The sequence below is a fragment of the Halorubrum wangae genome, assembly GCF_051194135.1.
Lineage (GTDB): Archaea > Halobacteriota > Halobacteria > Halobacteriales > Haloferacaceae > Halorubrum.
This window is the reverse complement of sequence record NZ_JBLZNH010000001.1, coordinates 289,029-312,600: the sequence shown is the minus strand read 5'-3', so window position 1 is coordinate 312,600 and position 23,572 is coordinate 289,029. Positions and strand designations below refer to the sequence as shown.

Annotated in this window: 19 protein-coding genes and 1 pseudogene; 8 read left to right on the top strand and 12 right to left on the bottom strand. The window is 66.9% G+C overall.

What is annotated here, in order from left to right; all coding sequences use genetic code 11:
- Positions 1–46: 46 nt before the first annotated feature.
- The gene (gene rocF, locus ACNS84_RS01630) at positions 47–952 is read left to right on the top strand and encodes an arginase (RefSeq protein WP_435073103.1); all 906 of its coding nucleotides are present in this window, start codon (positions 47–49) and stop codon (positions 950–952) included.
- A 20-nt stretch (positions 953–972) separates the two neighbouring features.
- On the opposite strand, the gene ACNS84_RS01625 is transcribed toward rocF, so the two are convergent.
- The gene (locus tag ACNS84_RS01625; protein WP_435073102.1) at positions 973–1,269 is read right to left on the bottom strand and encodes a DUF7565 family protein; all 297 of its coding nucleotides are present in this window, start codon (positions 1,267–1,269) and stop codon (positions 973–975) included.
- Positions 1,270–1,409: 140 nt separating this feature from the next.
- Between ACNS84_RS01625 and ACNS84_RS01620 the strand changes: the two genes are divergently transcribed.
- Positions 1,410–2,201: a PHP domain-containing protein gene (locus tag ACNS84_RS01620; RefSeq protein ID WP_435073101.1), complete on the top strand. Its 792-nt coding sequence runs from the start codon at positions 1,410–1,412 to the stop codon at positions 2,199–2,201.
- A 39-nt stretch (positions 2,202–2,240) separates the two neighbouring features.
- On the opposite strand, the gene ACNS84_RS01615 is transcribed toward ACNS84_RS01620, so the two are convergent.
- Positions 2,241–2,744, bottom strand: a complete 504-nt coding sequence (locus ACNS84_RS01615) for a metal-dependent hydrolase (protein WP_435073100.1) — start codon at positions 2,742–2,744, stop codon at positions 2,241–2,243.
- A 122-nt stretch (positions 2,745–2,866) separates the two neighbouring features.
- On the opposite strand from ACNS84_RS01615, the gene ACNS84_RS01610 reads away from it, so the two are divergent.
- Positions 2,867–4,000, top strand: a complete 1,134-nt coding sequence (locus tag ACNS84_RS01610; protein WP_435073099.1) for a pyridoxal phosphate-dependent aminotransferase — start codon at positions 2,867–2,869, stop codon at positions 3,998–4,000.
- Between the two features lie 150 nt (positions 4,001–4,150).
- Here ACNS84_RS01610 and ACNS84_RS01605 read toward each other — a convergent pair whose 3' ends face one another.
- On the bottom strand, positions 4,151–4,795 hold the full coding sequence (locus tag ACNS84_RS01605; protein ID WP_435073098.1) for an FAD-dependent oxidoreductase: 645 nt from the start codon (positions 4,793–4,795) through the stop codon (positions 4,151–4,153).
- Between the two features lie 291 nt (positions 4,796–5,086).
- On the opposite strand from ACNS84_RS01605, the gene ACNS84_RS01600 reads away from it, so the two are divergent.
- The 3 genes from ACNS84_RS01600 (at position 5,087) to ACNS84_RS01590 (ending at position 9,115) form a co-directional block, all read left to right on the top strand.
- A complete protein-coding gene (locus ACNS84_RS01600; protein WP_435073097.1) occupies positions 5,087–6,844 on the top strand; it encodes a 2-oxoacid:acceptor oxidoreductase subunit alpha in 1,758 nt (585 codons plus the stop codon).
- A 3-nt stretch (positions 6,845–6,847) separates the two neighbouring features.
- Positions 6,848–7,711: a 2-oxoacid:ferredoxin oxidoreductase subunit beta gene (locus ACNS84_RS01595; RefSeq protein ID WP_435073096.1), complete on the top strand. Its 864-nt coding sequence runs from the start codon at positions 6,848–6,850 to the stop codon at positions 7,709–7,711.
- A 168-nt stretch (positions 7,712–7,879) separates the two neighbouring features.
- Positions 7,880–9,115 carry a digeranylgeranylglycerophospholipid reductase gene (locus ACNS84_RS01590; RefSeq protein ID WP_435073095.1) on the top strand — a complete coding sequence of 412 codons (1,236 nt, stop codon included), beginning with the start codon at positions 7,880–7,882 and terminating at the stop codon, positions 9,113–9,115.
- A gap of 66 nt (positions 9,116–9,181) precedes the next feature.
- Here the strand turns inward: ACNS84_RS01590 and citZ are convergent, their stop codons facing one another.
- The 5 genes from citZ to alaS all read right to left on the bottom strand — a co-directional run bounded on the left by citZ (position 9,182) and on the right by alaS (position 16,938).
- Complete coding sequence (citZ, locus tag ACNS84_RS01585; protein ID WP_435073094.1) at positions 9,182–10,342, bottom strand: citrate synthase; 1,161 nt, start codon at positions 10,340–10,342, stop codon at positions 9,182–9,184.
- Positions 10,343–10,531: 189 nt separating this feature from the next.
- Positions 10,532–12,430, bottom strand: coding sequence for a PINc/VapC family ATPase (locus ACNS84_RS01580; RefSeq protein WP_435073093.1), 1,899 nt, complete (start codon positions 12,428–12,430; stop codon positions 10,532–10,534).
- 90 nt (positions 12,431–12,520) lie between these two features.
- A complete protein-coding gene (locus tag ACNS84_RS01575; RefSeq protein ID WP_435073092.1) occupies positions 12,521–13,237 on the bottom strand; it encodes a type 1 glutamine amidotransferase in 717 nt (238 codons plus the stop codon).
- A gap of 98 nt (positions 13,238–13,335) precedes the next feature.
- Positions 13,336–14,142 carry an alpha/beta fold hydrolase gene (locus ACNS84_RS01570; RefSeq protein ID WP_435073091.1) on the bottom strand — a complete coding sequence of 269 codons (807 nt, stop codon included), beginning with the start codon at positions 14,140–14,142 and terminating at the stop codon, positions 13,336–13,338.
- 18 nt (positions 14,143–14,160) lie between these two features.
- Positions 14,161–16,938, bottom strand: coding sequence for an alanine--tRNA ligase (gene alaS, locus ACNS84_RS01565; protein ID WP_435073090.1), 2,778 nt, complete (start codon positions 16,936–16,938; stop codon positions 14,161–14,163).
- A 425-nt stretch (positions 16,939–17,363) separates the two neighbouring features.
- Here alaS and srp19 point away from each other — a divergent pair, with 425 nt between their 5' ends.
- On the top strand, positions 17,364–17,642 hold the full coding sequence (srp19, locus tag ACNS84_RS01560; RefSeq protein ID WP_435073089.1) for a signal recognition particle subunit SRP19: 279 nt from the start codon (positions 17,364–17,366) through the stop codon (positions 17,640–17,642).
- A 2-nt stretch (positions 17,643–17,644) separates the two neighbouring features.
- Entirely contained in the window at positions 17,645–17,869 is a 225-nt protein-coding gene (locus tag ACNS84_RS01555; RefSeq protein WP_435073088.1) for an H/ACA ribonucleoprotein complex subunit GAR1, read from the top strand.
- Between the two features lie 213 nt (positions 17,870–18,082).
- Here ACNS84_RS01555 and ACNS84_RS01550 read toward each other — a convergent pair.
- The 4 genes and pseudogenes from ACNS84_RS01550 to nuoL all read right to left on the bottom strand — a co-directional run.
- A pseudogene (locus ACNS84_RS01550) lies at positions 18,083–18,364 on the bottom strand (hypothetical protein); the annotation flags it as partial.
- Positions 18,365–18,474: 110 nt separating this feature from the next.
- A complete protein-coding gene (locus tag ACNS84_RS01545) occupies positions 18,475–20,007 on the bottom strand; it encodes an NADH-quinone oxidoreductase subunit N (protein WP_435073087.1) in 1,533 nt (510 codons plus the stop codon).
- Positions 20,000–21,532, bottom strand: coding sequence for a complex I subunit 4 family protein (locus tag ACNS84_RS01540; protein WP_435073086.1), 1,533 nt, complete (start codon positions 21,530–21,532; stop codon positions 20,000–20,002). Before ACNS84_RS01540 ends, ACNS84_RS01545 begins: the two co-directional genes overlap by 8 nt.
- Entirely contained in the window at positions 21,529–23,571 is a 2,043-nt protein-coding gene (gene nuoL, locus ACNS84_RS01535) for an NADH-quinone oxidoreductase subunit L (RefSeq protein ID WP_435073085.1), read from the bottom strand. Before nuoL ends, ACNS84_RS01540 begins: the two co-directional genes overlap by 4 nt.
- Position 23,572 lies beyond the last annotated feature (1 nt).

Here is a 23,572-nt window from a genome sequence, read left to right as displayed (position 1 = left end):
CGCGAGACCCCCAGCATTCAAGCGTCGGGGCGTCGCCACGTTTCGTATGACCACCGTCAGGATCATCGGCGCACCGACTGACTACGGGGCGAACCGACGCGGCGTGGACATGGGGCCGTCGGCCATCCGATACGCCGGGCTCGCCGACCAACTCGCGAGCGCTGGCGTCTCGGTCGTCGACTCGGGCGACCTCGCAGTCCCGCGCGCGGAGGAGCGCGATCCGGACACCGACGCGCCGAGCAAGGGGAAAGCGAAGTTCCTCAGAGAGACGGCGGACGTCTGCCGGCGCCTCGCGGACACAGTCGAGCAGACGCTCGCCGACGGATCGGTTCCGCTCGCGCTCGGCGGCGACCACTCGATCGCGATCGGCTCGCTCGCGGGGGCCGCGCGCGACGCGGACATCGGTGCGGTGTGGTTCGACGCCCACGCCGATCTCAACACCCCCTCGACGACTCCCTCGGGGAACGTCCACGGGATGCCGCTCGCGGCCGCGCTCGGGCTCGACGAGTTTGCCGGGTCCGACTGGGCGACCGCTCGGGGGCTCACTCCCGAAAACGTCGCGCTCGTCGGGCTTCGATCCGTCGACGAAGCGGAGGTCGAGACCATCCGTGACCACGGGTTCACGACGTACACGATGTCGGACATCGACGAGCGCGGGATCACCGAGGTCACGGAGGAGGCGATGGCGACCGCCGGCGACGGCGTCGACGGCGTCCACGTCAGTCTCGACCTCGACTTCCTCGACCCGAAGGAGGCGCCCGGCGTCGGGACCCCGGTCCGGGGCGGCGTCACCTACCGGGAGGCCCACAGCGCAATGGAGATCGTCCAAGAGGCAGACAGCCTCCGATCGATGGAGCTCGTCGAGGTGAATCCGACGCTCGACCAGCACAACGAGACCGCGGAGCTCGCGACGGAGTTGGCGGCGAGCGCGTTCGGGAAGCGGGTGCTGTAGGAACGGTCGGCGGTACGGCTTCAGACGCCGCGGTCCAGCTCGTCGACGACGCGCTGGAGATCGACCTCCTGCTCGATTTCGCGTTTGATCTCCTCGCGGCGGCGGACGGCCGCAGAGTCGGCCTCGTACGCGCGCACGAACTCGGCGCGGGTGTGCTCGTCGAACGCGTGCCGGATCGCGAAGTAGCCGTCCGGAACGATTGTGCCGCACACCTTGCACTCGTGGCGCTGGTGGCCGTCGGTCTGGTGGACGATGGCCGACTCCACGTCGTCGAAGGCGGCGTCGCAACCGTCGATTCCGCACATCCAGCGAGGCATGTTCCACCGTGGCCCCCGCGAGGGATTAACCGTTTCCCCCTGTGGGCCGTCCCGCGGTCGACCAGACGCGTTGTCAGCGGAACCGAATCCGCTCGCCGTCGAACGATACGCCTTTGCTCGGGGACACACACGGTGCACTCGTGACCCGATCGAGAACGCGCGTCGACGCCCACGTGAAGGTGCTCGACGACGATGTCGTGGCCCTCGCGAAGGAGCGGGGGATCGACGCGCTCGTGTACGCGCCGCACTTCACGCGACTCACCACGGTCAGGGAGCGCGCGGCCCGATACGCCGACGACGATCTGACTATCGTCCCCGGCCGGGAGGTGTTCACCGGCGACTGGGGGAACCGTCGGCACCTCCTCGTTATCGGTCTCACCGATCCGGTCCCCGACTACATCACCTTCGAGGCCGCGATGGCCGAGTTCGAGCGACAGAACGCCGTGGTGCTCGTCCCGCACCCCGGCTTCGCGACCATCTCGCTCACGCGGCCGGAGATCGCGGCCCACCGCGAGCGACTCGCCGCGGTGGAGACGTACAACACCAAACTTCTCCCCCATCAGAACACGCGAACGCGGCGGATCGCGGAGGCGACCGACATGCCCGGCTTCGGCTCCTCGTACGCGCACCTCCCGGGCACCATCGGCGAGGCGTGGACCGAGTTCCCCGGCGACCTCGACGACGAGGACGCGGTCGTGGACGCCTTCCGTCAGGGCGGCCCGCGAACGGTGGTCCACCGCGGCGGGGTCCGCCACCAGCTCCGCGGGCTCTTGGAGTTCGCGCACCTCGGCTACGAGAACACCTGGGAGAAGCTGGACCGCCTGTTCCTCTCCGGCGACGAGCCGACCCTCCCGACCAACGTCGCCTACGAGGGACGGTTCAGGGACGTCAGCGTCTACTCCGGTGCGCTGTCGGACTACCGACCGAAGTAACGCGACCGCCGTATCGCGACGGAGCCGGACCGGAGCTTCTTAGATCCCGAGCACGGCCGCCGCCTCCGAAGCGGCCGCGGAGAGGTCGAGGTCGAGCGTCACGACGTAGGTGTGGAACGCCCAGAACGCCACCAGCTCCAGCGCCGTGATGATCACGGTGACCAGATCGGCGTACTTGCTGCTCGTCGTCACGCCGGAGGGGAGCCCGTACTCCGTATCGGAGAAGGGGTGGAACAGCGCGATACCGCGGCGACTCCCCACGATGTCGAGAAGGTAGTGCGTCAACACGCCGATCCAGACGTACTGGAGGTTGCCGAAGACGATCGGATACGCGACGAAGATGGCGAGCACCGGGAGGCTGTGGAGCGTCTTTCGATGCCGCCCGAAGTCGGTGTCGACGTCGGGGAACAGCGCCCCCAACACGATCGGCACGGTAATCTGGGCGGTGGTCCGCGCCGTGGCCATATCGAGCCCCGGCTCGATGACGAACCCGAGCCCGAGCGCGAGTAGGAGGGCGTTGAGAACGTGGCCGCGTTTGTTCATATCGCCGACTGGCCGGCGCGACAGGTGAAACCACCGAATCCGGACCGGCCGAAGTAAGGACGGCGTAACGCACGCTGAGTGGCAGCCGAAAGAGCCACGAAGGGCGCCGCCCAGCGGTTGGTATGGAGTACGAGGAGCCGAAGTTCTTCCACGTCATGCAGTACGCGGCGGCGGCCGACCGCGACGTCATCGACATGGTGAGCGGTAACCCCGACTGGGAGCCGCCGGCGGCGCTGCGGGAGGCGCTCCACGAGTACGCCGACCTCCCGCCCGACGCCTTCCAGTACCCGCCGAGCGAGGGGTTGTTGGAGCTTCGAGAGTCGATCGCCGAGCGTCGGAACGTCGACCCCGACCGCGTCGTCATCACGAACGGGACCGGCGAGGCGAACTACCTCGCGATGGCGCGCGCCTTCGCTCGCGACGCCGGCGACGAGGCGCTGTTGATGGACCCCGTCTATCCGTACTACCCCGGGAAGGTGAACATGCTCGGCGGGGAGTCGACGCTGGTCCCGACCGAGCGAGACGGGGGCCTCGGCGTCGCGGCTATCCGCGAGGCCGCGAGCGCCGACACCGCGCTGATCGTCTTGAACACGCCGAACAACCCCACGGGCGCCGTCTACGACATCGACGCGGTCCGCGAGGTCGTCGCGATCGCAGACGAGGTCGACGCTCTCGTCGTGGCCGACGAGGTGTACGACCACTTCGACCTGACCGGGTCGTTCGAGTCGGCGCTAACGCTGTCGTCCGACCGCGTGATCGTCACCAGCGGCTTCTCGAAGTCGATGGCGATAACGGGGTTCCGCGTGGGGTACGGTATCTTCCCCGAAAGACACGTCGCCGACGCGAAGACCCGACACATGCTCGTGAACGTCGCCGGGGCGCGTCCCTCGCAGTACGCGGTCCAGCACGCGCTCTCGGAGACGCCGCCCAGCTACTACGCGGAGGCCCGTGACCTGCTCGCGGAGCGGGTCGAGGCATTCACCGACGCGCTCGACGCGGCCGACGCCGAGTACAATCGCCCCGAGGGCGCCTTCTACGTGCTCGCACGCTTCGAGGGGTTCCCCGGGACGATGGCGAACGTGAAGCGGCTGGTCGACGAGGCCGGCGTCGCGGGAATGCCCGGCGACGCGTTCGGCACCGCGCGCGACGAGTGGATCCGGTTCGCCCTCGTGACGCCGCGCGCCGTCGACGCCGCGGAGCGGCTGGCGGATTACTTCGCCGACGGGACGCCCGACCCCCCGAGCGATTCTCGATAACCGGAGTGGCGACGTCCGCGACTCTTCAACCGTAGCTCGTCCCGCGACCCGCTCGACATCGAGGAGTGTATCGGACGAGCGACCGTCCTGACGACGCGTCGTGAGACCTCGATCAGGGCGAGTGACCCTCCGGGCCACCGCAAGCCGCGTCTATCCGAAGTTCTCGACCTTCGCGGCGTCGGCGTCCCCGCCGGCCGCCGCAATCGCGGCTTCGGCGTCGGCGACGAGGTCGGCGAAGCCGTAGACGAAGACGGTCTCGCCCTCGATTCCGGTCAGCGCCGCGGCGACCGCGTCGTCGAGTTCCTCGTCGTCGTCGAGGAGGTGGATCGCGGCGCCGCGCTCTTCCAGCCGGCTCAGCCGGTCCGCGTGCGATACGTCGTCGTCGCGGTACACGATCGCAGCCTCGGCGCCGTCGTCGAGCGCGCGCTCCGCGATGGCGACGGCCGGTCCGACGCCGGGACCACCCGAGATCACGACCGCGCGGGGCTCGCCGTCGTAATGCTGGTCGCCGAACGGACCCGAGAGCGTCATCTCGGTGCCCGCCTCGGCGTTGGCGAGGAACGCGGAGAACTCGCCGCCCGCCTCGGGATCGATCCCGACGGTGACCTCGAATGAGTCGCCGACCGTCGGCGACGAGAGCGTGTAGAACCGGGCGACCGACTCGCCGTCGATCTCGGTGCCGAGCTTCACGAACTGACCGGGTTCCGCGGTGAATCCGTCGGGCGCGTCGAACCGGAGGGCGTACGTGTCGCGGCCGACCGACTCGACCGCACTGATCGTCGCTGTCGTGTCCATGCATTCGCTCGGGTCGGGGGACACAAACGTGTTCCCGTCCGCGACGCCGCCGACCGCGCCGGGCGGGGCGAGTGCCGGCGAGAGCCGTTCGACGAACGTCGAAAGCGGATGCGTCGGAGTGGGTCGATCGTGAGAGATATGGAAAACACGCGTTCACTTATTCTCCGTGTAACTCACACCTGCTGGTTTATATTCGACAATATTCACGAGATGCTGAACGAATGTTTGGAAATACGCCGGTGGCTCCTTCCAGAAGTCTTTTTATGAGTCCGGCGAAAGCCCCGTCATAGCATGGCTGCGGACTTCAATTGGGCCGTCGGCGGAGAAGCCGGCGACGGCATCGACTCGACCGGGAAGATATTTGCGCAAGCGCTCTCTCGGGCGGGTCGACACGTGTTCACGTCGAAGGATTTCGCCTCACGGATCCGAGGCGGTTACACCGCGTATAAGGTGCGGACATCCGTCGACAAGGTACAGAGCGTCGTTGACCGGCTCGACGTACTCATCGCGCTGACTCCGCGGACCATCGATGAGAACCTCGCCGAACTCCACGAGGGGTCGGTGATCATCTACGACGGCGAGCGGACCACGATGCAGAACGTCGAGATTCCCGAGGAGATGGTCGGGATCGACGTCCCGCTCAAACGGCTCGCCGAGGAGGCGGGCGGGGCGATCATGCGGAACGTCGTCGCACTCGGTGCGGCCTGCGAGGTCGCGGATTTCCCGATCGAGAATCTTGACTCCGCGCTCGGAAAGCGGTTCAAAGACAAGGGTCAGAAGCTCGTCGACAACAACAAGGAGGCCGCCCGCGCGGGCCAGTCGTACGTCGACGAGGAGTACGACCACGAGTTCGACTACGACCTGGAGACCACCGACGAGGACTACGTGCTCCTCAACGGCGACGAGGCCATCGGTATGGGCGCCATCGCGGCCGGCTGTCGATTCTACGCCGGCTACCCGATCACGCCCGCGACCGACGTAATGACGTACCTCACGGGCCGAATCGACCGATACGGCGGTCACGTCGTGCAGGCCGAAGACGAGCTATCCGCGATCAACATGGCGCTCGGCGCCGCTCGCGGAGGTGCGCGGTCGATGACCGCCACGTCCGGCCCCGGGATCGACCTGATGACGGAGACGTTCGGTCTCATCGCGACTTCGGAGACGCCGCTCGTCATCTGTAACGTGATGCGCTCGGGTCCCTCCACCGGGATGCCGACGAAACAGGAGCAGGGCGACCTGAACCATATGCTGTACGGCGGCCACGGCGAGGTACCGCGGTTCGTGCTCGCGCCGACGACGATCTCGGAGTGCTTCTGGAAGACGGTCGAGGCGTTCAACCTCGCCGAGAAGTACCAGTTGCCCGTCTACCTCACCGCCGACCTCTCGATGGCGGTCACCGAGCAGACGTTCACGCCGGACACCTTCGACATGGACGAGGTCGAGATCGACCGCGGATTCGTCGTCAACGAGTCCGACATCGACGACCACATGAGCGACTCCGGCGGCTTCCAGCCCCACGAGATCACCGAAGACGGCATCTCGCCGCGAGCGTTCCCCGGCACCGCCGACGGCGCGCACATGTCGACCGGCCTCGAACACGACGAGCAGGGACGCCGGACAGAGGACACCCAGATGCGGATCGATCAGGTCGACAAGCGGAACCAGAAGGTCGAGACGGCCCGCGAGCGCGAGGATTGGAGCCCGCGCGAGTTCGGCGACGAAGACGCCGACACGCTCGTTATCACGTGGGGATCGAACGAGGGCGCGATCAACGAGGCGGTCGATCTGCTGTCGGAAGACGGCCACCACGTGCGCGTGCTTTCGGTGCCGTACATCTTCCCGCGGCCGGACCTCAGCGACGACGTGCAGAGCGCGGACAACGTCATCGTCGTCGAGTGCAACGAAACGGGACAGTTCGCCGACTTGGTCGAACACGACGTCTTAGAGCGCGTCGACCGAGTGAACAAGTACAACGGCGTGCGGTTCAAGGCGGACGAACTCGCAGATGAAATCAAGGCGGCCCTCTCGGAGGGGGTGGAGGCGTAACCAATGAGCTCAGACATTCGATTCACCGACTTCAAATCCGACAAGCAGCCGACGTGGTGCCCGGGATGCGGCGACTTCGGCACGATGAACGGCATGATGAAGGCCCTCGCGGAGACGGGCAACGACCCCGACAACACCTTCGTCGTCGCCGGCATCGGCTGTTCCGGAAAGATCGGCACGTACATGCACAGCTACGCGCTCCACGGCGTTCACGGACGCGCGCTCCCCGTCGGCACCGGCGTCAAGATGGCCCGGCCCGACATCGAAGTGATGGTCGCCGGCGGCGACGGTGACGGCTACTCCATCGGCGCGGGCCACTTCGTCCACGCCGTTCGACGGAACGTCGACATGACGTACGTCGTGATGGACAACCGTATCTACGGACTGACGAAGGGGCAGGCGTCGCCCACCTCCCGCGAGGACTTCGAGACGTCGACGAGTCCGGACGGGCCGAAACAGCCCCCGGTCAACCCGCACGCGCTGGCGCTGGCGTCGGGCGCGACGTTCATCGCGCAGTCGTTCTCGTCGGACGCGCTCCGTCACCAAGAGATCATCCAGAAGGCGGTCGAACACGACGGATTCGGCTTCGTGAACGTCTACTCGCCGTGCGTCACGTTCAACGACGTCGACACGTACGACTACTTCCGCGACTCGCTGATCGACCTGAAGGAGGCGGACCACGACCCGACCGACCGCGAGGACGCGAAGGACGTCATCCTCGACTCCGAGAAGGAGTACCAGGGCGTCATCTACCAGGACGAGGAGTCGGTGCCGTACCACGAGCAGCACGGCGTCGACGAGGACATGTCCGTGATTCCGGACGGCGCGCCCGAGGGCGCGACGGATCTCGTCCGCGAGTTCTACTGAGGCGGACGCGCGTTTCCACGGCGCAATTTTCCGAACCTGACGAGCGCGATCAGCGGCGCATTCCGACCTTATCGGGTAGTCAGAAATCCGGCGAACGAACCGGGTCAGGCCCTATTCGCGGCCGGTTTCAGCAAGCCTAATTACGTGGGTCCGAATTACATCGTATACATGGTTGATCGCTACGACGTCGCGGTCGTGGGCGCCGGACCAGCGGGGGCACAGTGCGCCCGCGACCTGGCGAGACGCGACTACGACGTCGTCGTTCTCGAAACGGAACCGGAGGCCGAATTCCCGCGACAGAGCAACAAGTCGACCGCAGGGACGTTCCCGTCGATGATGTCCGCGTTCGGGATTCCGGACGACGTCGTGATGTCGTACACCGACGACGTGGTGTTGGAGTCGCCGAACAGCTACTACGAGAGCTATCAGCCGGGCGCCGTCCTGGAGTTCGCCGACTTCAAGCGCTTCCTCGTGGCGGACGGTCGCGAGAACGGCGCGGAGTACTGGTTTGACGCACGCGTCTCCCGTCCGATCCTCGATGACGATGGCGTCATCGAGGGAGTTCGATACAACGGCGACGAGGAGGTGTACGCCGAAGTCGTGGTCGACGCGACCGGCCCGGCCGCACCGATCGCGACCGCGCTCGACGTCGTCGATCTGGAGCGCAAGAACCAGGCCATCGGCATCGAGTACGAGATGGAGGGCGTCGAGATGAATCATCCCGACTACGCCGATCTCCGGCGGTCGATGATGCTCAGGCTCGACCACGACATCGCGCCCGGCGGCTACTCGTGGATCTTCGCGACCGGCGAGGACACCGCGAAGGTCGGCATCTGTTACATCCAGAACGACCGCCACCGCGAGTTCGCCGCCGACGGAAAAACCGTCGACGGCTACCTCGACGACTGGATCAATCGAGACCCCCGGTTCGCGGACGCCGAACAGATCGGTGACACCGTCCACCGCGGCTCCGCGCACATTCAAATGCCTGGCGAGATGCACACCGACCGGTTCCTCGCCATCGGCGACACCGTCCCGACCATCGACCCGCTGTGGGGCGAGGGGATCCACAAGGGGATGAAGTCGGCTCGAGCGGCGGCGGCCACTATCGACCGGTGTCTCACCGACTCAGAGCGGTGCGTGGACGCGGAGAGCCTCGCCGTCTACAAGCGTCTCTGGCACCGCGACGTCGCTCCGCGAATGCGCGCCAGGCTGATGCTCACTCGACTGCTGTATCTCGCGCCGAACGAACGGTACGACCGGTTCATGGAAGACCTCCGCCGGACGGACGACAACACCTTAGAGAAGGCGAATCAGGGCGACAAGTCCGCGATGGCGAAGCTGCTCCACTTTGACGACCTGCCGCTGTTGGCGAAGTTCGCCCGCGAACGGCTCGGTTCGTAGCTCGCCCGCTTTTTAAACGCAAGCCGTCCGAAAAGGGTGCTCCGTCGCAGCCGAACGCCCGCTGGCCTATCGTTCGTCGACCGGGACAAACTCGGCGTTCTTGGCGCCGGTGTACCGAGCGCGCGGGCGGATAAGCCGGTTGTCGGCCTGATACTCGACCATGTGAGCGATCCAGCCGCCGGTGCGGCTCATCGCGAAGATGGGCGTGTACATGTCGACCGGAATCCCGAGCGAGTCGTAGACTGAGCCCGAGTAGAAGTCGACGTTCGGCGCGATTCCCTTGTCCAGCAGTCCCTCGTCGGTCAGGTACTCCTCGATGGCGCTGGTGTAGTCGAGCCACTTCGTGTCGCCCGACGACTCGGAGAGGTCCTGGAGCTTCTCCTGAAGGATTTTCGCGCGCGGGTCCTTCACCTTGTACACGCGGTGACCGAAGCCGGGGATACGCCGGCCGTCGTCGCGGGCGTCTTTCACCCACGCGACCGGGTCCTTCGACGAGTCGTCGATCTCGTGGAGGAGCTCCATCACGTCCTGATTCGCGCCACCGTGGAGCGGGCCGGAGAGCGCGCCGATCCCGCCGGTGACGCCGGAGTAGACGTCGGCCATCGTCGAGCTGATCACCATCGCCGTGAACGTCGAGGCGTTGAGCCCGTGGTCGGCGTGGAGCGTCAGGGCCATGTCGAACGTCTCCTCACTGACGGTGTCTGGATCGGTCCCGGTGAGCATGTAGAGGAAGTTCCCGGCGTACGAGAGCTCCGGGTCGGGTGAGACGGGGTCGTTGCCCTGCCGCGCTCGCTCGAAGGCCGCGAGGATCGTCGGGATCTTAGCCGTGATTCGGCGGCCTTGGCGGCGGGCCGTCTCAGTGACGTCGTCGTCGTCGTCGCCGTCGTCGAGCGCGTCGGGGTCGTACGCCGACAGCATGGAGGTAGCCGTCCGCAGGGCGGCCATCGGTCGCTCGCCGGCATCGGCAAGCGTTCGAACCGTGTCGATCACGTCGTCATCGACGGCCCGCTCCGCGGCTAGGTCCGCGGCGAACGCGTCGAGCTCCTCGCGCGTCGGCAGCGACCCGTGCCAGAGGAGGTACAGCACCTCTTCGTAGCTCGCTCCGCGGGCGAGGTCCTCGATGTCGTATCCACGGTAAACGAGTCTGCCGGCTTCGCCGTCGACATGACTCAGTTCCGACTCCGCGACGAGGACACCTTCGAGCCCGCGCTTTAACTCGTCTGACATGCTGTGATGTTCCGACCACCGCCAAAAAAGCGTTATCTTTCAGGAGGAATAGATTACGACGATCGACGAATGTACCGGAGTCGAACGACGGCAACTCCACCGGCTGGGACAGCGTCGTCGGTACCGATCGGGACAGCCTCGTCGTCGATCGCTCTCGTCACGCCGAAACGAGACGGACCGCTCGACGGATTACCGAGCCGGAACGACCGTCACGGTCCGCTTGCGGTCGATTGCGTCTTCCAACTCCTCTGCGATCGCGGACCCGCGAGACACCTGGACCTCTCCCCCGCGGCCGACGGTGGCGGTAAACAGGTACTCGCCGTCTGCGCGCACCTCGACTGTCTCGCCGACGCCGTCCTCGACGTCGATGACGACGTGCCGGGAGGTGATTTCGGGCTGGACGACGGTGCCGCGCTCCTCGCCGACCTGCCCGCCGCCCGCCTCGTTCGCGCCGCGACCGCCGCGGCCGCCGCTTCCCCCGGCGCCCGACGCATCCTTCGGCTTCTCGTCGTGGGTCCGGACGTCGATTTCGATGCCGAGCCGGTTCTCGATGTCGGCGATGCGACCGCCGCCCTTGCCGATCACGGTACCGATGTCGCCCTCGGAGACGTACACGATAGCCTTGTTGTTCCCCTTGAGTTCGACGTCGACGTGACCGTGCGCGACCGACCGGATCTCGCGCTCGATCTCCTGTTTGGCGATGCGACCGACGCCCGTCTCCTCGTTCTCGCCGTCCTCGTCGTTCAGCGGGACCGTGACGACCTGTCGGTTGAACGTGTAGATCTCGAACTCCGGGCGACCGGTCTCGAAGTTCGACACCTGAATCACCGGCCGCGCGAGGTCCTCGGCGGTGAGCCCGGCGGGCACCTTCACCTCCGTCGTCACGTCGTAGACCGTGTGGACCTCGCCGGCCTCGATGTACACGACGGTGTCGACGATCTGCGGGATCATCCCGAGTTCGACCCGACCGACGAGCCGCTGGAGCGCGTCGATCGCACGGGAGGCGTGGACGACGCCGACCATGCCGACGCCGGCCATCCGCATATCCGAGAACACCTCGAAGTCGTTCGTCTTCCGCACCTCGTCGTAGATGGTGTAGTCGGGCCGGACCAAGAGGAGGGAGTCGGCGGTTTTCTCCATCTCGCCGCCCAGCGCGCCGTACTGAGTGATCTCCGGGCCGACCTGCAGGTCGCGCGGCTTCTCCATCGTCTTCACCGCGTAGTCGTTGTCGTTGAGGAACTCAGCGACCGCCTGTGCGAACGTCGACTTCCCGGCGCCGGGCGATCCGGAGATAAGCACGCCCCGCTTCTGTTCGAGGAAGCGCTCGCGAAGCTCGTCTGCGAACTCGTAGTCGTCGAGTGTCGTCTTGGCGATCGGTCGGACCGCCGTGATCTCGATCCCGTCCGCAAAGGGTGGACGCGCGACCGCGATCCGGTAGTTCCGGAACTGAACGATGTCCATCCCGTCGTCGGAGAGCTCGATGAACCCCTCGTTGGACTGGCGCGCCAAGTCGACGATGGCGGTCGCCCACTCGTCCATCTGCGTCTCGCTCGTCGGCTCGTCCTCGATGACGACGTACCGCATCTCGCCGAGCGACCCGCGTTTCGCCTTCGGCTTCGTCCCCGTCTTGAGGTGGACCGACATCGTCTCCTCGGTGAAAAAGTCCTGAATCGGGAGCCCGTCGACGACGCCGCGAGCGACCGGCTCGACGTACTCGACGTCGATCCCCTTCGCGCGAGCGACCTCCGCCTGCACGATGTCGCTGGAGAGGAGCGTGGCGTCGTTGTCGTCGGCGACCTCGCGAATCAGCGCGTCGACGTCTCCCTCGTGGGCGTGCGAGCGGGCGTCACCGTCGGGGCGCTCGCCGACGTACTGTAAGTCGATCGTACCCTCGTCGGCGAGGTCGGCAAGTCGCTTGAGCTCGCTCAGCCCGTCCCAGCCGGACTCCAGCCCGTCGTTCGCCTGCGACTCCAGCTCGCCGACGACGGCCTCGGGGACGAGCACGGTCGCTCCCTCGTAGGTGCCGTCTGCGACGCGTTCGGACACGCGGCCGTCGATGACCGCACTGGTGTCCGGTACTACGTTCATACCGAGGTTCCGGGCGGGAACGGTATAAGCGTGTTCGACCCGACTGCGGTCCACATTCGCGGGACGGGCCCCGCGGCCGGCGTGGCGCGCTCAGTCGTCGGCGGCCGACGGCGACGCTCGGTCCGCACGCAGTCGTCGAGCGTACTCTGTGAAGTTGTCGAACAGTCCCTTCACCTCGCAGGCGGCGTCGTGTGCCTCGGGAGTGATATCGTTGAGGACGGCGTCTATCCGCGCGTCTCCGAGTCGCTCGCGTTTCCCGTCGGCGACCTCCCGTGCGGTCTCGATGTCGTACTCCGGGTGGAACTGCACGCCCCAGCAGTGGCCGTCGCGAAACGCGTGGACGCCGTGGTCGTTCTCGGCGATGAGCGTCGCGCTCGGCGGGAGTTCGACCACCTCGTCGCCGTGGGTGGTGAACGCCGTGAACTCCTCGCTGATCCCGTCGAACAGCGGATCGTCGGCGCGTCGGCGCACTGCGTTGTATCCGATCTCGAATTCGTCCATCCCCGCCACGCGCCCGCCGAGCGCCTCCGCGAGCACCTGATGGCCGTAACAGACGCCGAGAACGGGGACGTCGTCCGCCGCGGCGTCCGCGACGTAGTCGACGAGCGGGGGGATCCACGGCTCGTCCCAGTAAACGGACGAGCGCGAGCCGGTGACGACCACGCCGTCGAAGTCGGTGTGGTCTGGCAGATGTCCGGCGGTTGCATCGAACTCGACGAGGTCCGCGTCGAGCTCCCGCCGGAAGTTCCGACGGGTGTTCGCGTCGTTGTGAGCCGCGTTCAGCAGGGCGAACCGGAGCCGTGTCATTGACCGCACTCACGCGGGACGGACGCAAAACGGTTGCGACGACGGGAATCGTGGCCGGCGTCGAAGTTGGCGCCGAGCGCCGGCCAGGAGAGAAGCGACTACTCGGAGAGTGGGTCGGCGCCGTGTTCCGCGAGCCACCCGACCAGCGCGTCGTTGACCGCGGCCGACGCCTCGACGCCGACGAAGTGTCGCGCGCCCTCGACCGCGTGCAGTTCGCCGCGCGGGAGGCCCTCCGCGAGCGTCTCCGCCGCGGCCGTCGGGCAGACCGTATCGTCGGTCCCGTGAACGACGAGCGTCGGCGTCGTGACCTCATAGAGCCTGTCGGTGAGGTCGAACAACTCGACGGCCGCGCGGTGAGCCGCGAACGTCTCGCGATCGGCGTCCTCGGTGATCCGCCACTCGGTGATCCGCGAGAGCACGTCCGGATGCGTCTCGCGGAAGTCAGCGGAACACAGCCCGTGGAGCGACCCCTCCACCGCGGCGGGGTCCGCGGGGTCCGCCCATACGCCGTCGGGATTGTAACCGTCGCCCGACGGTGGCGTTCCGATCACTGCCAGGCTGGCGGGACGCGAGGAGGCGAGTGCGGCGGTGAGTGCGACCATCCCGCCGAGCCCGTAGCCGACGAGGTGGGCGTTCCGGACGCCCTCCGCGGCGCAGACCGCCTCGACGTCGGCGGCGAGCTCCTCGACCGTGTACGGGCCGGGCGGTGCGTCGGAACGACCGACGCCGCGCGTCTCCGGCGTGATCACCGTGTGTGGGCCCGCGAGCGCCGCGTGTTGCCACCCGAACTGCCACGCACCGAGGCCGACGTCGCCGCAGAACACGACCGCCTCGTCCGGATCGCCGGCGTCCGGGGCGTCGACCTCGTACCGGATCGAGACGCCGCCGTTGTTCGCGTGTGGCATTTGAGTTTGGAAGGGAGTTCAGGCCTCTTGCAGGCTCCGCAGGACGTCCGGGGCCGCCGCGAGCGCGTCGTCGAGGGCGTCCACGTCGGGACCGCCGCCCTGCGCGAAGTCCGGCGGCCCGCCGCCGCCGCCACCGACGCGACCGGCGAGCTCGGCGACGACCTGCCCGGCGTTGACCGCGACGCCGTCGGGGACACCGACGACGAAGCTCGCGGAGCCGTCCGCCCCGCTACCGACGACGGCCACCTTCCCGTCGTCGACGTGGGCGTTCGCGGTGGCGCGCAGTTCGTCGGCGTCGCCGTCGAGCCGCTGGATCACTGCCGTGGCGTCGCCTATGTCGACCTCTTCGGCGTCGGCGCCGCCGGAGGCCCTCGCCGCCGCGAGTTCCTCTTTCAGCGACTCGATCTCCTTGCCTCGCGCCTTCCACTCCTCGAAGAACCGTTCGGCGGCATCGGGAACGTCGAGCGGGTCGACGTCGAGCGCGTTCGCGGCGTCGTACAGCGCGTCTTCCGTGCGCTGCGTCGCATCGATCGCCGCACCACCGGCGGCGAACACGATACGCTCGACGCCGTCCTGAACTGGCTCCGTCTTCAACACCTTCACGGCGCCGATTTCGCCGGTCCGGTCGACGTGGGTACCCGCGCACGCCTGCACGTCCGCGTCGCCGACGTGGATCAGCCGCACGTTCGTTCCCGGCGGAACGCCGCCTTGGTACAGGTCGAAGCCGTGTTCGGCCTCGGCCTCGTTGCGGTCGGGCCACTCCTGCCGCACGAGCAGATCGTCGCGGACGAGTTCGTTCGCGACGTGCTCGATTCGTTTGACCTCCTCGCGGGTGATCCGCTCGTAGTGGCGGACGTCGAGCCGTGAGGAGTCGATCCCCTTCTGTGCGCCCGCCTGTCGGACGTGGTCGCCGAGCACCTGGCGGGCGGCGTGACCGATCAGGTGGGTCGCCGTGTGGTGCGCGCGGAGCCGAGTCCGCCGATCACCGTCGACTTGGCCCTTAACGAACTCGCCCTTGCCGGGGTCGGCGTCCGTCCGGTGGAGCACGACGCCGTTCACCTCCTGCACGTCGACGACGTCGACCGTCGTCTCGCCGACGGTGAGGTGACCGCGGTCGGCGGGCTGGCCTCCGCCCTCCGGATAGAACATCGTCTGGTCCAAGACCACGTCGTAGCCGTCCTCGCGCTCGAAGACGTCGAGGACGACCGCCTCGAACTCGGTGCGGCCCTGGTCGTCGTAGAACAGCGTTTCCGTCTCGGGGAGCTCACTGAGCCGTTCGTCGGCATCGTCGACCTGCTCGTCGGCGTCCGCTTCCTCGTGGCGGTCGGCGACGAGTGCGTAGAAGTCGTCGGGGACGTCCACCGTCGCGCCGCGCTCGGCCGCGATATCCGCGACCATGTCCGGCTGGATCCCGTGAGAGTCGTACAGCTCCAACAGCGTCTCGGTCGGGATCGGATCGCCGGTGCCGGCGTACTCGTCGGCGAGCGATTCCACCTTGCGCGACCCGCGTTCGAGCGTCTCGCGGTACTTCCGCTCTTCGGTGCGAACGATCTCGCGGATCGTGTCGCGGTTCTCGTAGCCGAGCCGCTCGGCCTGCATGTCGATGAGTTCGTCGAGCGGTGCATCGACATCGACCTCGTCAACCAGTCGCTTCGTCCGTCGGAGCACCATCCGAGCGAGGTAGCCCGTCCCCACGTTCGAGGGAACGATCCCGTCGCCGAACATGTACGCGAGCGTCCGCGAGTGGTCGGCGATCGCGTAGATCGATTCGAGGGGCTCGACGAGGTCACGAAGCCGGTCGACGTTGACGTTGAGCCGGTCTGCAATCTCGCCGCGTGCGGCCTCAACGTCGTCGACGTCGTCGATGTCGAGTCGCCCGGAGAGCTTCGCGGCGCGGTGGACGAGCGCCTGTTCTTCCTCGGTGTGTTCGATCCCCGCGTTCTCTTTCAGGAAGTCGATCGCGTCGGGGTAGATGGCCTCGTACACCGTCGCCGTCCCCTGACTCATCCACGTCCACCGCTCGAGGCCGTAGCCAGTGTCGACGATGTACGTGTCCATGAACGAGTACGTGTGCCCGTCCTTCATCTCGTACTCGCCGTCGGGGTCCCGCTCCATGCACATGAAAACGAGCGTCGCCAGCTCAGCGCCCTTATAAATGACTTCTATCGCTGGCCCCGCGTTGCCGCCGCCGACCCACGGATCCTCGATGTAGGTGATCTCCTCGAGGTCGGCGCCGAGACTCTCGAACAGCTCGTCGCAGTACTGGACCGTCTCGTCTTTCCAGTACACCTCGCCCTCGTAGGCGTACTCCTCTTCGGCGTCCGCCCGCGTGTTGAACGCGTGGTGCGCCATCATCTCGAACGCCATCGTGTGGCGGCCCGTCTTGCCGACGTTGTCGATGTCCTGCATCCGGATGCAGGGCTGGGAGATGGTGAGGGGATTCGCCGGGGGTGGCGTCTGTCCCGAGGTGACGAGGGGCTGGAAATCGTAGATCGACGCCTGCGTCAGGAGGACGTCGTCTCGCCAGCGGTTCGCCGCGACCGGATACGGGTCGATCCGCTCGTGCCCGTGATCCTCGAAGAACGAGAGGAACGCCTCCCGCATCTCCGACAGCGAGTACGGCTCGGGAAAGCCGGGGTCGTCGATGAAGCTGTAATCCTCACACGGCGGCTCGCCGCAGAGTTCGCGGTCGCCGTCGCGGGTCCAAAAGTGCGCGCCACAGGAGGAACACTCCTTCCGGACGAATCCCTCCTCCTCGAAGTAATCGAGACGGTACTCCGCTTCGAGATCGCTCATTACAGCAATGTGGCCCGTGTTCGTGCAAAAGGGTTCCGGGGTGGGCGCGGACGGAAGCGACGCCGTCCGCCCCGCATCGCAGAGGAGGAGCGTCGAGGGCGTCCGTGAGACGCTTCGGGCCGTAACGTGTTCCCGCGACGGAAACATGTCTGCTGGCGGCAGGAGGTATCAAAAGCCATAGTGGACACCGTGCCGAGCGAGAGTCCGATTGTCCTCGTCCTCACCGCGGATGATCGCCCCCGCCCGCCCTCCCCGATGGCGTGCCGAGCCGAGTCAGCACCCCCGCCGACGCTGACGCGTTCGCCGAGGCCCACGGCTGGGAGGTGCGCTCCCTGACCGGCGAGTCGGACGGAGCGCGGTTCGAGGTCCGGACGTTCTGAGCGCGGGTCCGAAACGACCTTAGGCCGCGCGCTCGCCTCTCCGGTATGGTCGAGAACGTCGTCTATCCCGCGTACTTCGACGCCGAGCGGTCGCGTTCAGAGGGCCGTCGCGTCCCGATGGGGCTCGCGATCACCGAACCGACCGTCGACGAGATAGCGAAGGCGGTCCAGCAGGTCGGCTACGACGCGGTGATCGAACGCGAAAAGACATACTCTCGCGAGTTCGAGTCGCGCGGCGCGGTCGTCGTGCAGGGCACCGAAGACACCGCGAAAAACGACCTCGTGCAGGCGATCGCCGCATACCTCGGCGTCCTCCGAGAGTGACGATGCAGCGCGTCGGCACCGTCGTCCGCACCGCCGGGGGACTCGCGATCGCCCGCGGCGAACACGGCGAAGAGCCACCCCGTATCGGCTCGGCCGTCGTCGACGAGTCGCTATCGACGGTCGGCCGCGTCGTGGACGTATTCGGCCCAGTCGATCGACCGTACGTGGCCGTCACGCCGAACGACGGGCTCGCGGCACTCGTCGGCGAAAAGCTGTACGCTCGCTGACTACGCCGTCTCGCCGCTATTCCGCTTCACCACGACCTCGCTCGCAGATTCGTCGTTCGTCTCGTCGACTGACTCGCTGTCGTGGTCCGCAGTTTCACCACTCTCTTCGGCGACCGCGTCGCCGTCGTCGGCACTCTTATCGACCCATTCGACGCTCTCTCCGCTCTCCTCGGCGATCGCCTCGTCGGCCTCGTCGCGCTCGCCGTCGTCGTTCGCCGCCGCTCCGTCGACCACTTTGAAGTCGTCGAGCGTCTTGGTCGAGCGGACGAGCCGCTCGGCGATCACGAGTTTCTCCGTGCGATCCAACCGATTCCAGTCGATCTCGGCCGGCGGCGATGCTTCGAACGCCTCGAACTGCTGGAACACCGCCTCGTTGATGAATCGCTCGAATGAACCGCAGTTCGGACACGTCACCGAGAGGTGAGACGTGTCGAACTCGCGCTCGATCGTGTGCTCGAGACAGTTCAGACAGCGGTACGCTCGGGTTCTACTCACAGTTTAGATAGGGCTCCCAGTCGGTAATAGCTGCGGGTACCGGTGGCTCTGCGCGATGACATCGCGAATCGAAAAGAGCCGACAGCCGGAAACGAAGTGGCGCCGGGTCGTCAGAACAGCGCCGACGCGGCCGCCTCGGCGGTCTCGATGACCGGACCGAAGCCGGGCAGGAGCAGCACCGTCGCGACCGCCGCGAATACGACCGCGGCGTACAGCGCCGTCGGCCGCACGTCGATCGTGTCCAGCGCGGTCGGCGACGCAGGGTCGTCGATGAACAGCGCCTTGACGACGCGACTGTAGTAGTACAGCGAGATGACGCTGTTGACGGCGCCGACCGCCGCCAGCCACAGGAAGCCGTTATCGATGGCGCCCATGAACAGGAAGTACTTCGAGAAGAATCCCGCGAACGGCGGGAGCCCGGCCAGCGAGAACATGAACACGGCCATCGCCGTCGAGGCGACGGGTGCGCGCTTCGCGAGGCCGGCGTAGTCCTCGAAAGTCCGGCCGACGCCCCACCGCTCCACCATGGCGACGAAGAGGAAGGCCCCGGTGTTCATGAACCCGTAGACGAGCAGGTGCGCCATCGCCGCGCCCATCACGGCGCTGTTGCCGCTCCCGTCCGCCGAGAGCGCAGCGACGCCGATGAGCGCGTAGCCGGCGTGCCCGATCGAGGAGTACGCGAGCATCCGCTTGACCTCTTCCTGGACGGCCGCCGCAAAGTTACCGAGCGTCATCGTCACGGCCGCGAGGATACCGAAGGCGAGCACCCAGTTGATGTTCGCCGACAGCGACGCGCCCACCGGGAACGCCTCCGTGAACACGCGGAACGCGACCACGAAGCCGGCGGCCTTCGACGCCGACGAGAGGAACGCGCTCACGGGGGCCGGTGCCCCTTCGTACGCCTCCGGCGCCCAGAAGTGGAACGGGACGGAGGCCGTCTTGAACGCGACGCCGCCGAGGATCATCACGATCCCGAGGCCGGCGATCCCGCTGCGACTGTCGAGGCCGTCGGTGCCCGCGGCGATGTCGCCGAGGACGCCGGCCACGTCGCTGAGGATCAGCGACCCCGTGGCCGCGTACACCAGCGAGATGCCGAACAAGAAGATGGCCGAGGAGAGCGCCCCGACGAGGAAGTACTTCAGCCCCGCCTCGACGCTCCCGCGGTTCTGCTTGAGGAACGCGACGAGCACGTACGACGGCAGCGACACCATCTCCAGGGCGACGAACACGACCGCGAGCGAGTTCGCGACCGCGAGCAGCGACATGCCGGTCGCCGCGAACAGCGTCAGCGAGTAGAACGTCGCCGGGTTCGGGTGGTCGTGGAAGTAGTCGTGCGCCGCCACGACGACGAGCGAGGTCACGGACGCGAAGATGGCGGTGAAGAACAGCGCCATCGTGTCCACCTTGACCGCGTCGGCGAACAGTAGAATTGCGCCGCCGGTGTCAGTGCTACCGGTGCCGGAGGCCACGAACCAGACCGTCGCAGCGAGCGTGGACAGCGCACCGAGCGCGCTCACGACCGCCATCGAGGTGTTCGACCGCGTGTCGGGGCGGAGGGTGTCGACGAGCAGCAGCGCCAGCCCGGTGAAACCGAGTAGCAGTACGGGAAGCAGCGCCATCACCTGCGGGAGCGAGTTAACCATTGAGGCTCACCCCCTCGACCACGGGAAGGGCAGCGTCACGGATCATCTCGAAGAAGATGTCGGGCGCGACGCCGAGCACGATGATAGCCACCAGCAGCACCGCGAGCGGGGCGACGTCGTGGAACGGCGCGGGGCCGACCTCGTAGTCGGTCGCGAGTTCGTACGGACCGAACAGCGTGCTCTGCATCGCCGACAGCAGGTAGCCGGCGACGATAACGATGCCGAACATCGCGAGCGCGGTGAACACCGGGGCGTACGGGAGCGCCGGCGCGGAGAACGAGCCCACGAAGATGAAGAACTCACCGGCGAAGCCGGCCATCAGGGGCAGTCCCATGTAGCCGAACGCGCCGGCGACGAGGATGCCGACCGTGACCGGCATACGGTCCGCCATCCCGGCCATGTCGCCGACCATCCGCGTGTGCGTCGCGTTGTAGACGACGCCGACGGCCATGAACATCAGCCCCGAGATGAGGCCGTGCGCGACCATCTGGAACGTCGCGCCGCCGACGCCGTACTCGGTGAACACGACGAGCCCGAGGATGACGTACCCCATCGACGAGACGGAGGAGTAGGCGACGATGCGCTTGAGGTCCTTCTGTGCGAGCGCCAGCATCGCGCCGTAGATGACGCTGATGACGGCGATCGCCGCGATCGGAATCGCGAGCGCGGAGGCCTGGTCGGGGAGCATGGTGAAGTTGAACCGGAGCAGCGCGTACGTCCCCATCTTCAGGAGGACGCCCGCCAGGAGCACCGACACGGGGGTCGGCGCCTCGACGTGGGCGTCCGGGAGCCACGTGTGCACCGGCACGATCGGGACCTTCACCGCGAAGCCGGCGAACATCGCGAGGAACGCGCCCATCGCGATCAGGTCAGGGGAGATGCCGAACCACGTCCCCAGTCCGCCGTCGGCAATGGCGGCCGTGATCTCCGGGAGCGCGAACGAGCTCACGGAGTCGCCGAGCGAGAACGTCAGCGCCATGAACCCGATGAACATCAGCAGCGACGCCGCGTTCGTGTAGACGAAGAACTTGATCGCGGCGTACTTCCGCCGGGGGCCGCCCCAGACGCCGATGAGGAAGTACATCGGGACGAGGACGGCCTCCCAGAAGACGAACCAGAGGAAGAAGTCGAGCGCAGTGAACACGCCGAGGAGGTTCGCCTCCATGAACAGCATGAGCCCGTAGAACTGGGACTGACGAGTGTCGATCGGCGTCCACGCGCTGAGGATCGCCAGCGGGACGAGGAACGTCGTCAACACGACGAGCGGGAGGCTGATACCGTCGAGTCCGACGAACCACGAGACCGAGCGACCGCCGACTTCGAGCCATTCGATCTGGGTCTGATACGCGATATCGCCGCCCAGGAGGGCGTTTCCGGACCCGTCGAAGCCGGACCAGAGGTACAGCGACCCGACGAACGGGATCAGGCTCAGGGCGAACGCGAGCCGTCCGGCCCACTCGTTCGGCGAGAGGAGGACCAGCAGCGCGCTCAGGAAGGCGACCCCGATGAGCGCTTCGAGTATCACAGGAACCACCCCCCAGTGACGCCGAGGACGAGAATCAACGCGACCAGTCCCAGCGTGAGCAGCGCGGCGTACTGCGAGACGACGCCGCTCTGGATCTGACGGATCCGGTTACCGCCGATGAGACTCACCGAGGAGACGCCGTTGACGACGCCGTCGACGATCCCTTGATCGAAGGTGTCGGCGCCGCCGGCGATGTCCTCGGTGCGATACGCGAGCCATACCTGCAGTTCGTCGAGGTAGTAGTTGTTGTACAGCACGTCTTTAATTGCGCCGAGCTTCGCCGTGTGCTCCGTCGGAGACGGAACGTTGTAGAGCCGCCACGCAACGAGGAGTCCGGTCAACGCAAGGCCGAGCGAGACGGCCGCGCCGACGAGCACCGTGGCGACCTCGCCGCCGACGATGTACTCGCTACTGTACGGGCCGATGTCGCCGTAGTGGTGCGAGGAGAGTCCCTCGATGCCGCCCCACTCGTTGTCGAGCCAGAGATGGAGCAGGTCGATCCCTTCGAGGCCGAGGACCTTCTGGACCGGCACCATGTTGATGAAGCCGGTGACGACCGCGAGCGTTCCCAGCACGGCGAGCGGCCCCTTCACGTTCCACCGGACGGATTCGGGGTCTCGCGCGGTCGCGCTGCGGGGTTCGCCGTGGAAGGTCAGGAAGACCATCCGGAACGTGTAGAAGGCGGTGACGGGAACCGCGAGCAGCCCCATCAGGTAGCCGCCGAACAGCAGCGGTTCGCCGGGCGCGTGAACGAGCGCCTCGTAGAGGATCTCGTCTTTCGACCAGAAGCCGGCGAACGGGAAGATGCCCGCGAGCGCCAGCGACCCGGCCAGGAAGGTGTAGTAGGTGACGGGCATCTTGTCCTTCAACCCGCCCATGTCCCACATGTTCTCGTTGTGGTGCATCGCGATGATCACCGCGCCCGCGCCAAGGAACAGCAGCGCCTTGAAGAACGCGTGCGTCGTCAGGTGGAACACCGCGGCCACGTACCCGCCCGCACCCAGCGCGAGCATCATGTAGCCGTACTGCGAGATGGTGGAGTACGCGAGCACCTGCTTCAGTTCGTCTTTCACGACTCCCATCGTCGCCGCGAACAGTGCGGTGAAGCCGCCGATGAAGGCGATTACCGCGAGCGTCGTCGGCGTCAGCGCGTAGAAGCCGTACATCCGCGCGACGAGGTAGACGCCGGCCGCGACCATCGTCGCGGCGTGGATCAGCGCGGAGACGGGCGTCGGGCCCTCCATCGCATCGGGCAGCCACGTGTGCAGTGGGAACTGCGCCGATTTCCCGATGACCCCGCCGAGAATGAGCAGACCGACGACGGTGAACCACGTCATCAGGTCGAGTCCGCCGGGCGTCCACGCGACCGATCCGGAGTCGTTGAGCGCCGCGTCCGCGAGCGCCGGGAACGATTCCGGGCCGGCGAACTGCGCCGTGCCGAACGTCGCGATGACGGCGACGACGCCGATGAGGAAGAAGTAGTCACCGAAGCGGGTGACGAGGAACGCCTTCTTCGCCGCCGACGGCGGTCCGGGCTCCCGGAAGTGGAAGCCGATGAGCAGGTACGAGCAAAGCCCGACCAGCTCGAAGAACATGAACGCCATCAGCAGGTTGTCGGCGACGACGAACCCGAGCATCGACGCCGTGAACAGACCGAGTCCGGCGTAGTACCGCGGGAGCCCCGTCTCACCCTCGTCGTTCATGTACCCGAGCGAGAACACGTGCACGAGCAGCGCGACGAGCGTCACGATGACGAGCATGAGCGCCGACAGCGGATCGATCAGAATACCGAAGGAGAGCTCGATGTCGGTCGGACCGATTCCGCCGGCGCTCGCCCAGGTGTATATCGTGCGATTCGCCGCGCCCCCGCCCGCGACCGTCGCGAGCACCCACAGCGACAGCAGGAACGAGCCCGCCGTCGCCGCGATGCCGCCGAAGGCGCCTCCCTTGGGGAGGTACTTGCCGACGCCGAGCGCGATCAGGAACGAGAAGAACGGCAGGAGGACGATTGCCGGAACGTATGAGAACACGTCTATCATG

What these genes read in the sequence shown, in the direction of transcription:
- rocF (WP_435073103.1), top strand. Translation starts at nt 47, where the DNA reads ATGACCACCGTCAGGATCATCGGCGCACCGACTGACTACGGGGCGAAC.
- ACNS84_RS01625 (WP_435073102.1), bottom strand. Translation starts at nt 1,269, where the DNA reads ATGCCTCGCTGGATGTGCGGAATCGACGGTTGCGACGCCGCCTTCGAC.
- ACNS84_RS01615 (WP_435073100.1), bottom strand. Translation starts at nt 2,744, where the DNA reads ATGAACAAACGCGGCCACGTTCTCAACGCCCTCCTACTCGCGCTCGGG.
- ACNS84_RS01610 (WP_435073099.1), top strand. Translation starts at nt 2,867, where the DNA reads ATGGAGTACGAGGAGCCGAAGTTCTTCCACGTCATGCAGTACGCGGCG.
- ACNS84_RS01605 (WP_435073098.1), bottom strand. Translation starts at nt 4,795, where the DNA reads ATGGACACGACAGCGACGATCAGTGCGGTCGAGTCGGTCGGCCGCGAC.
- ACNS84_RS01600 (WP_435073097.1), top strand. Translation starts at nt 5,087, where the DNA reads ATGGCTGCGGACTTCAATTGGGCCGTCGGCGGAGAAGCCGGCGACGGC.
- ACNS84_RS01595 (WP_435073096.1), top strand. Translation starts at nt 6,848, where the DNA reads ATGAGCTCAGACATTCGATTCACCGACTTCAAATCCGACAAGCAGCCG.
- ACNS84_RS01590 (WP_435073095.1), top strand. Translation starts at nt 7,880, where the DNA reads ATGGTTGATCGCTACGACGTCGCGGTCGTGGGCGCCGGACCAGCGGGG.
- citZ (WP_435073094.1), bottom strand. Translation starts at nt 10,342, where the DNA reads ATGTCAGACGAGTTAAAGCGCGGGCTCGAAGGTGTCCTCGTCGCGGAG.
- ACNS84_RS01580 (WP_435073093.1), bottom strand. Translation starts at nt 12,430, where the DNA reads ATGAACGTAGTACCGGACACCAGTGCGGTCATCGACGGCCGCGTGTCC.
- ACNS84_RS01575 (WP_435073092.1), bottom strand. Translation starts at nt 13,237, where the DNA reads ATGACACGGCTCCGGTTCGCCCTGCTGAACGCGGCTCACAACGACGCG.
- ACNS84_RS01570 (WP_435073091.1), bottom strand. Translation starts at nt 14,142, where the DNA reads ATGCCACACGCGAACAACGGCGGCGTCTCGATCCGGTACGAGGTCGAC.
- alaS (WP_435073090.1), bottom strand. Translation starts at nt 16,938, where the DNA reads ATGAGCGATCTCGAAGCGGAGTACCGTCTCGATTACTTCGAGGAGGAG.
- srp19 (WP_435073089.1), top strand. Translation starts at nt 17,364, where the DNA reads ATGGTCGAGAACGTCGTCTATCCCGCGTACTTCGACGCCGAGCGGTCG.
- ACNS84_RS01555 (WP_435073088.1), top strand. Translation starts at nt 17,645, where the DNA reads ATGCAGCGCGTCGGCACCGTCGTCCGCACCGCCGGGGGACTCGCGATC.
- ACNS84_RS01545 (WP_435073087.1), bottom strand. Translation starts at nt 20,007, where the DNA reads ATGGTTAACTCGCTCCCGCAGGTGATGGCGCTGCTTCCCGTACTGCTA.
- nuoL (WP_435073085.1), bottom strand. Translation starts at nt 23,571, where the DNA reads ATGATAGACGTGTTCTCATACGTTCCGGCAATCGTCCTCCTGCCGTTC.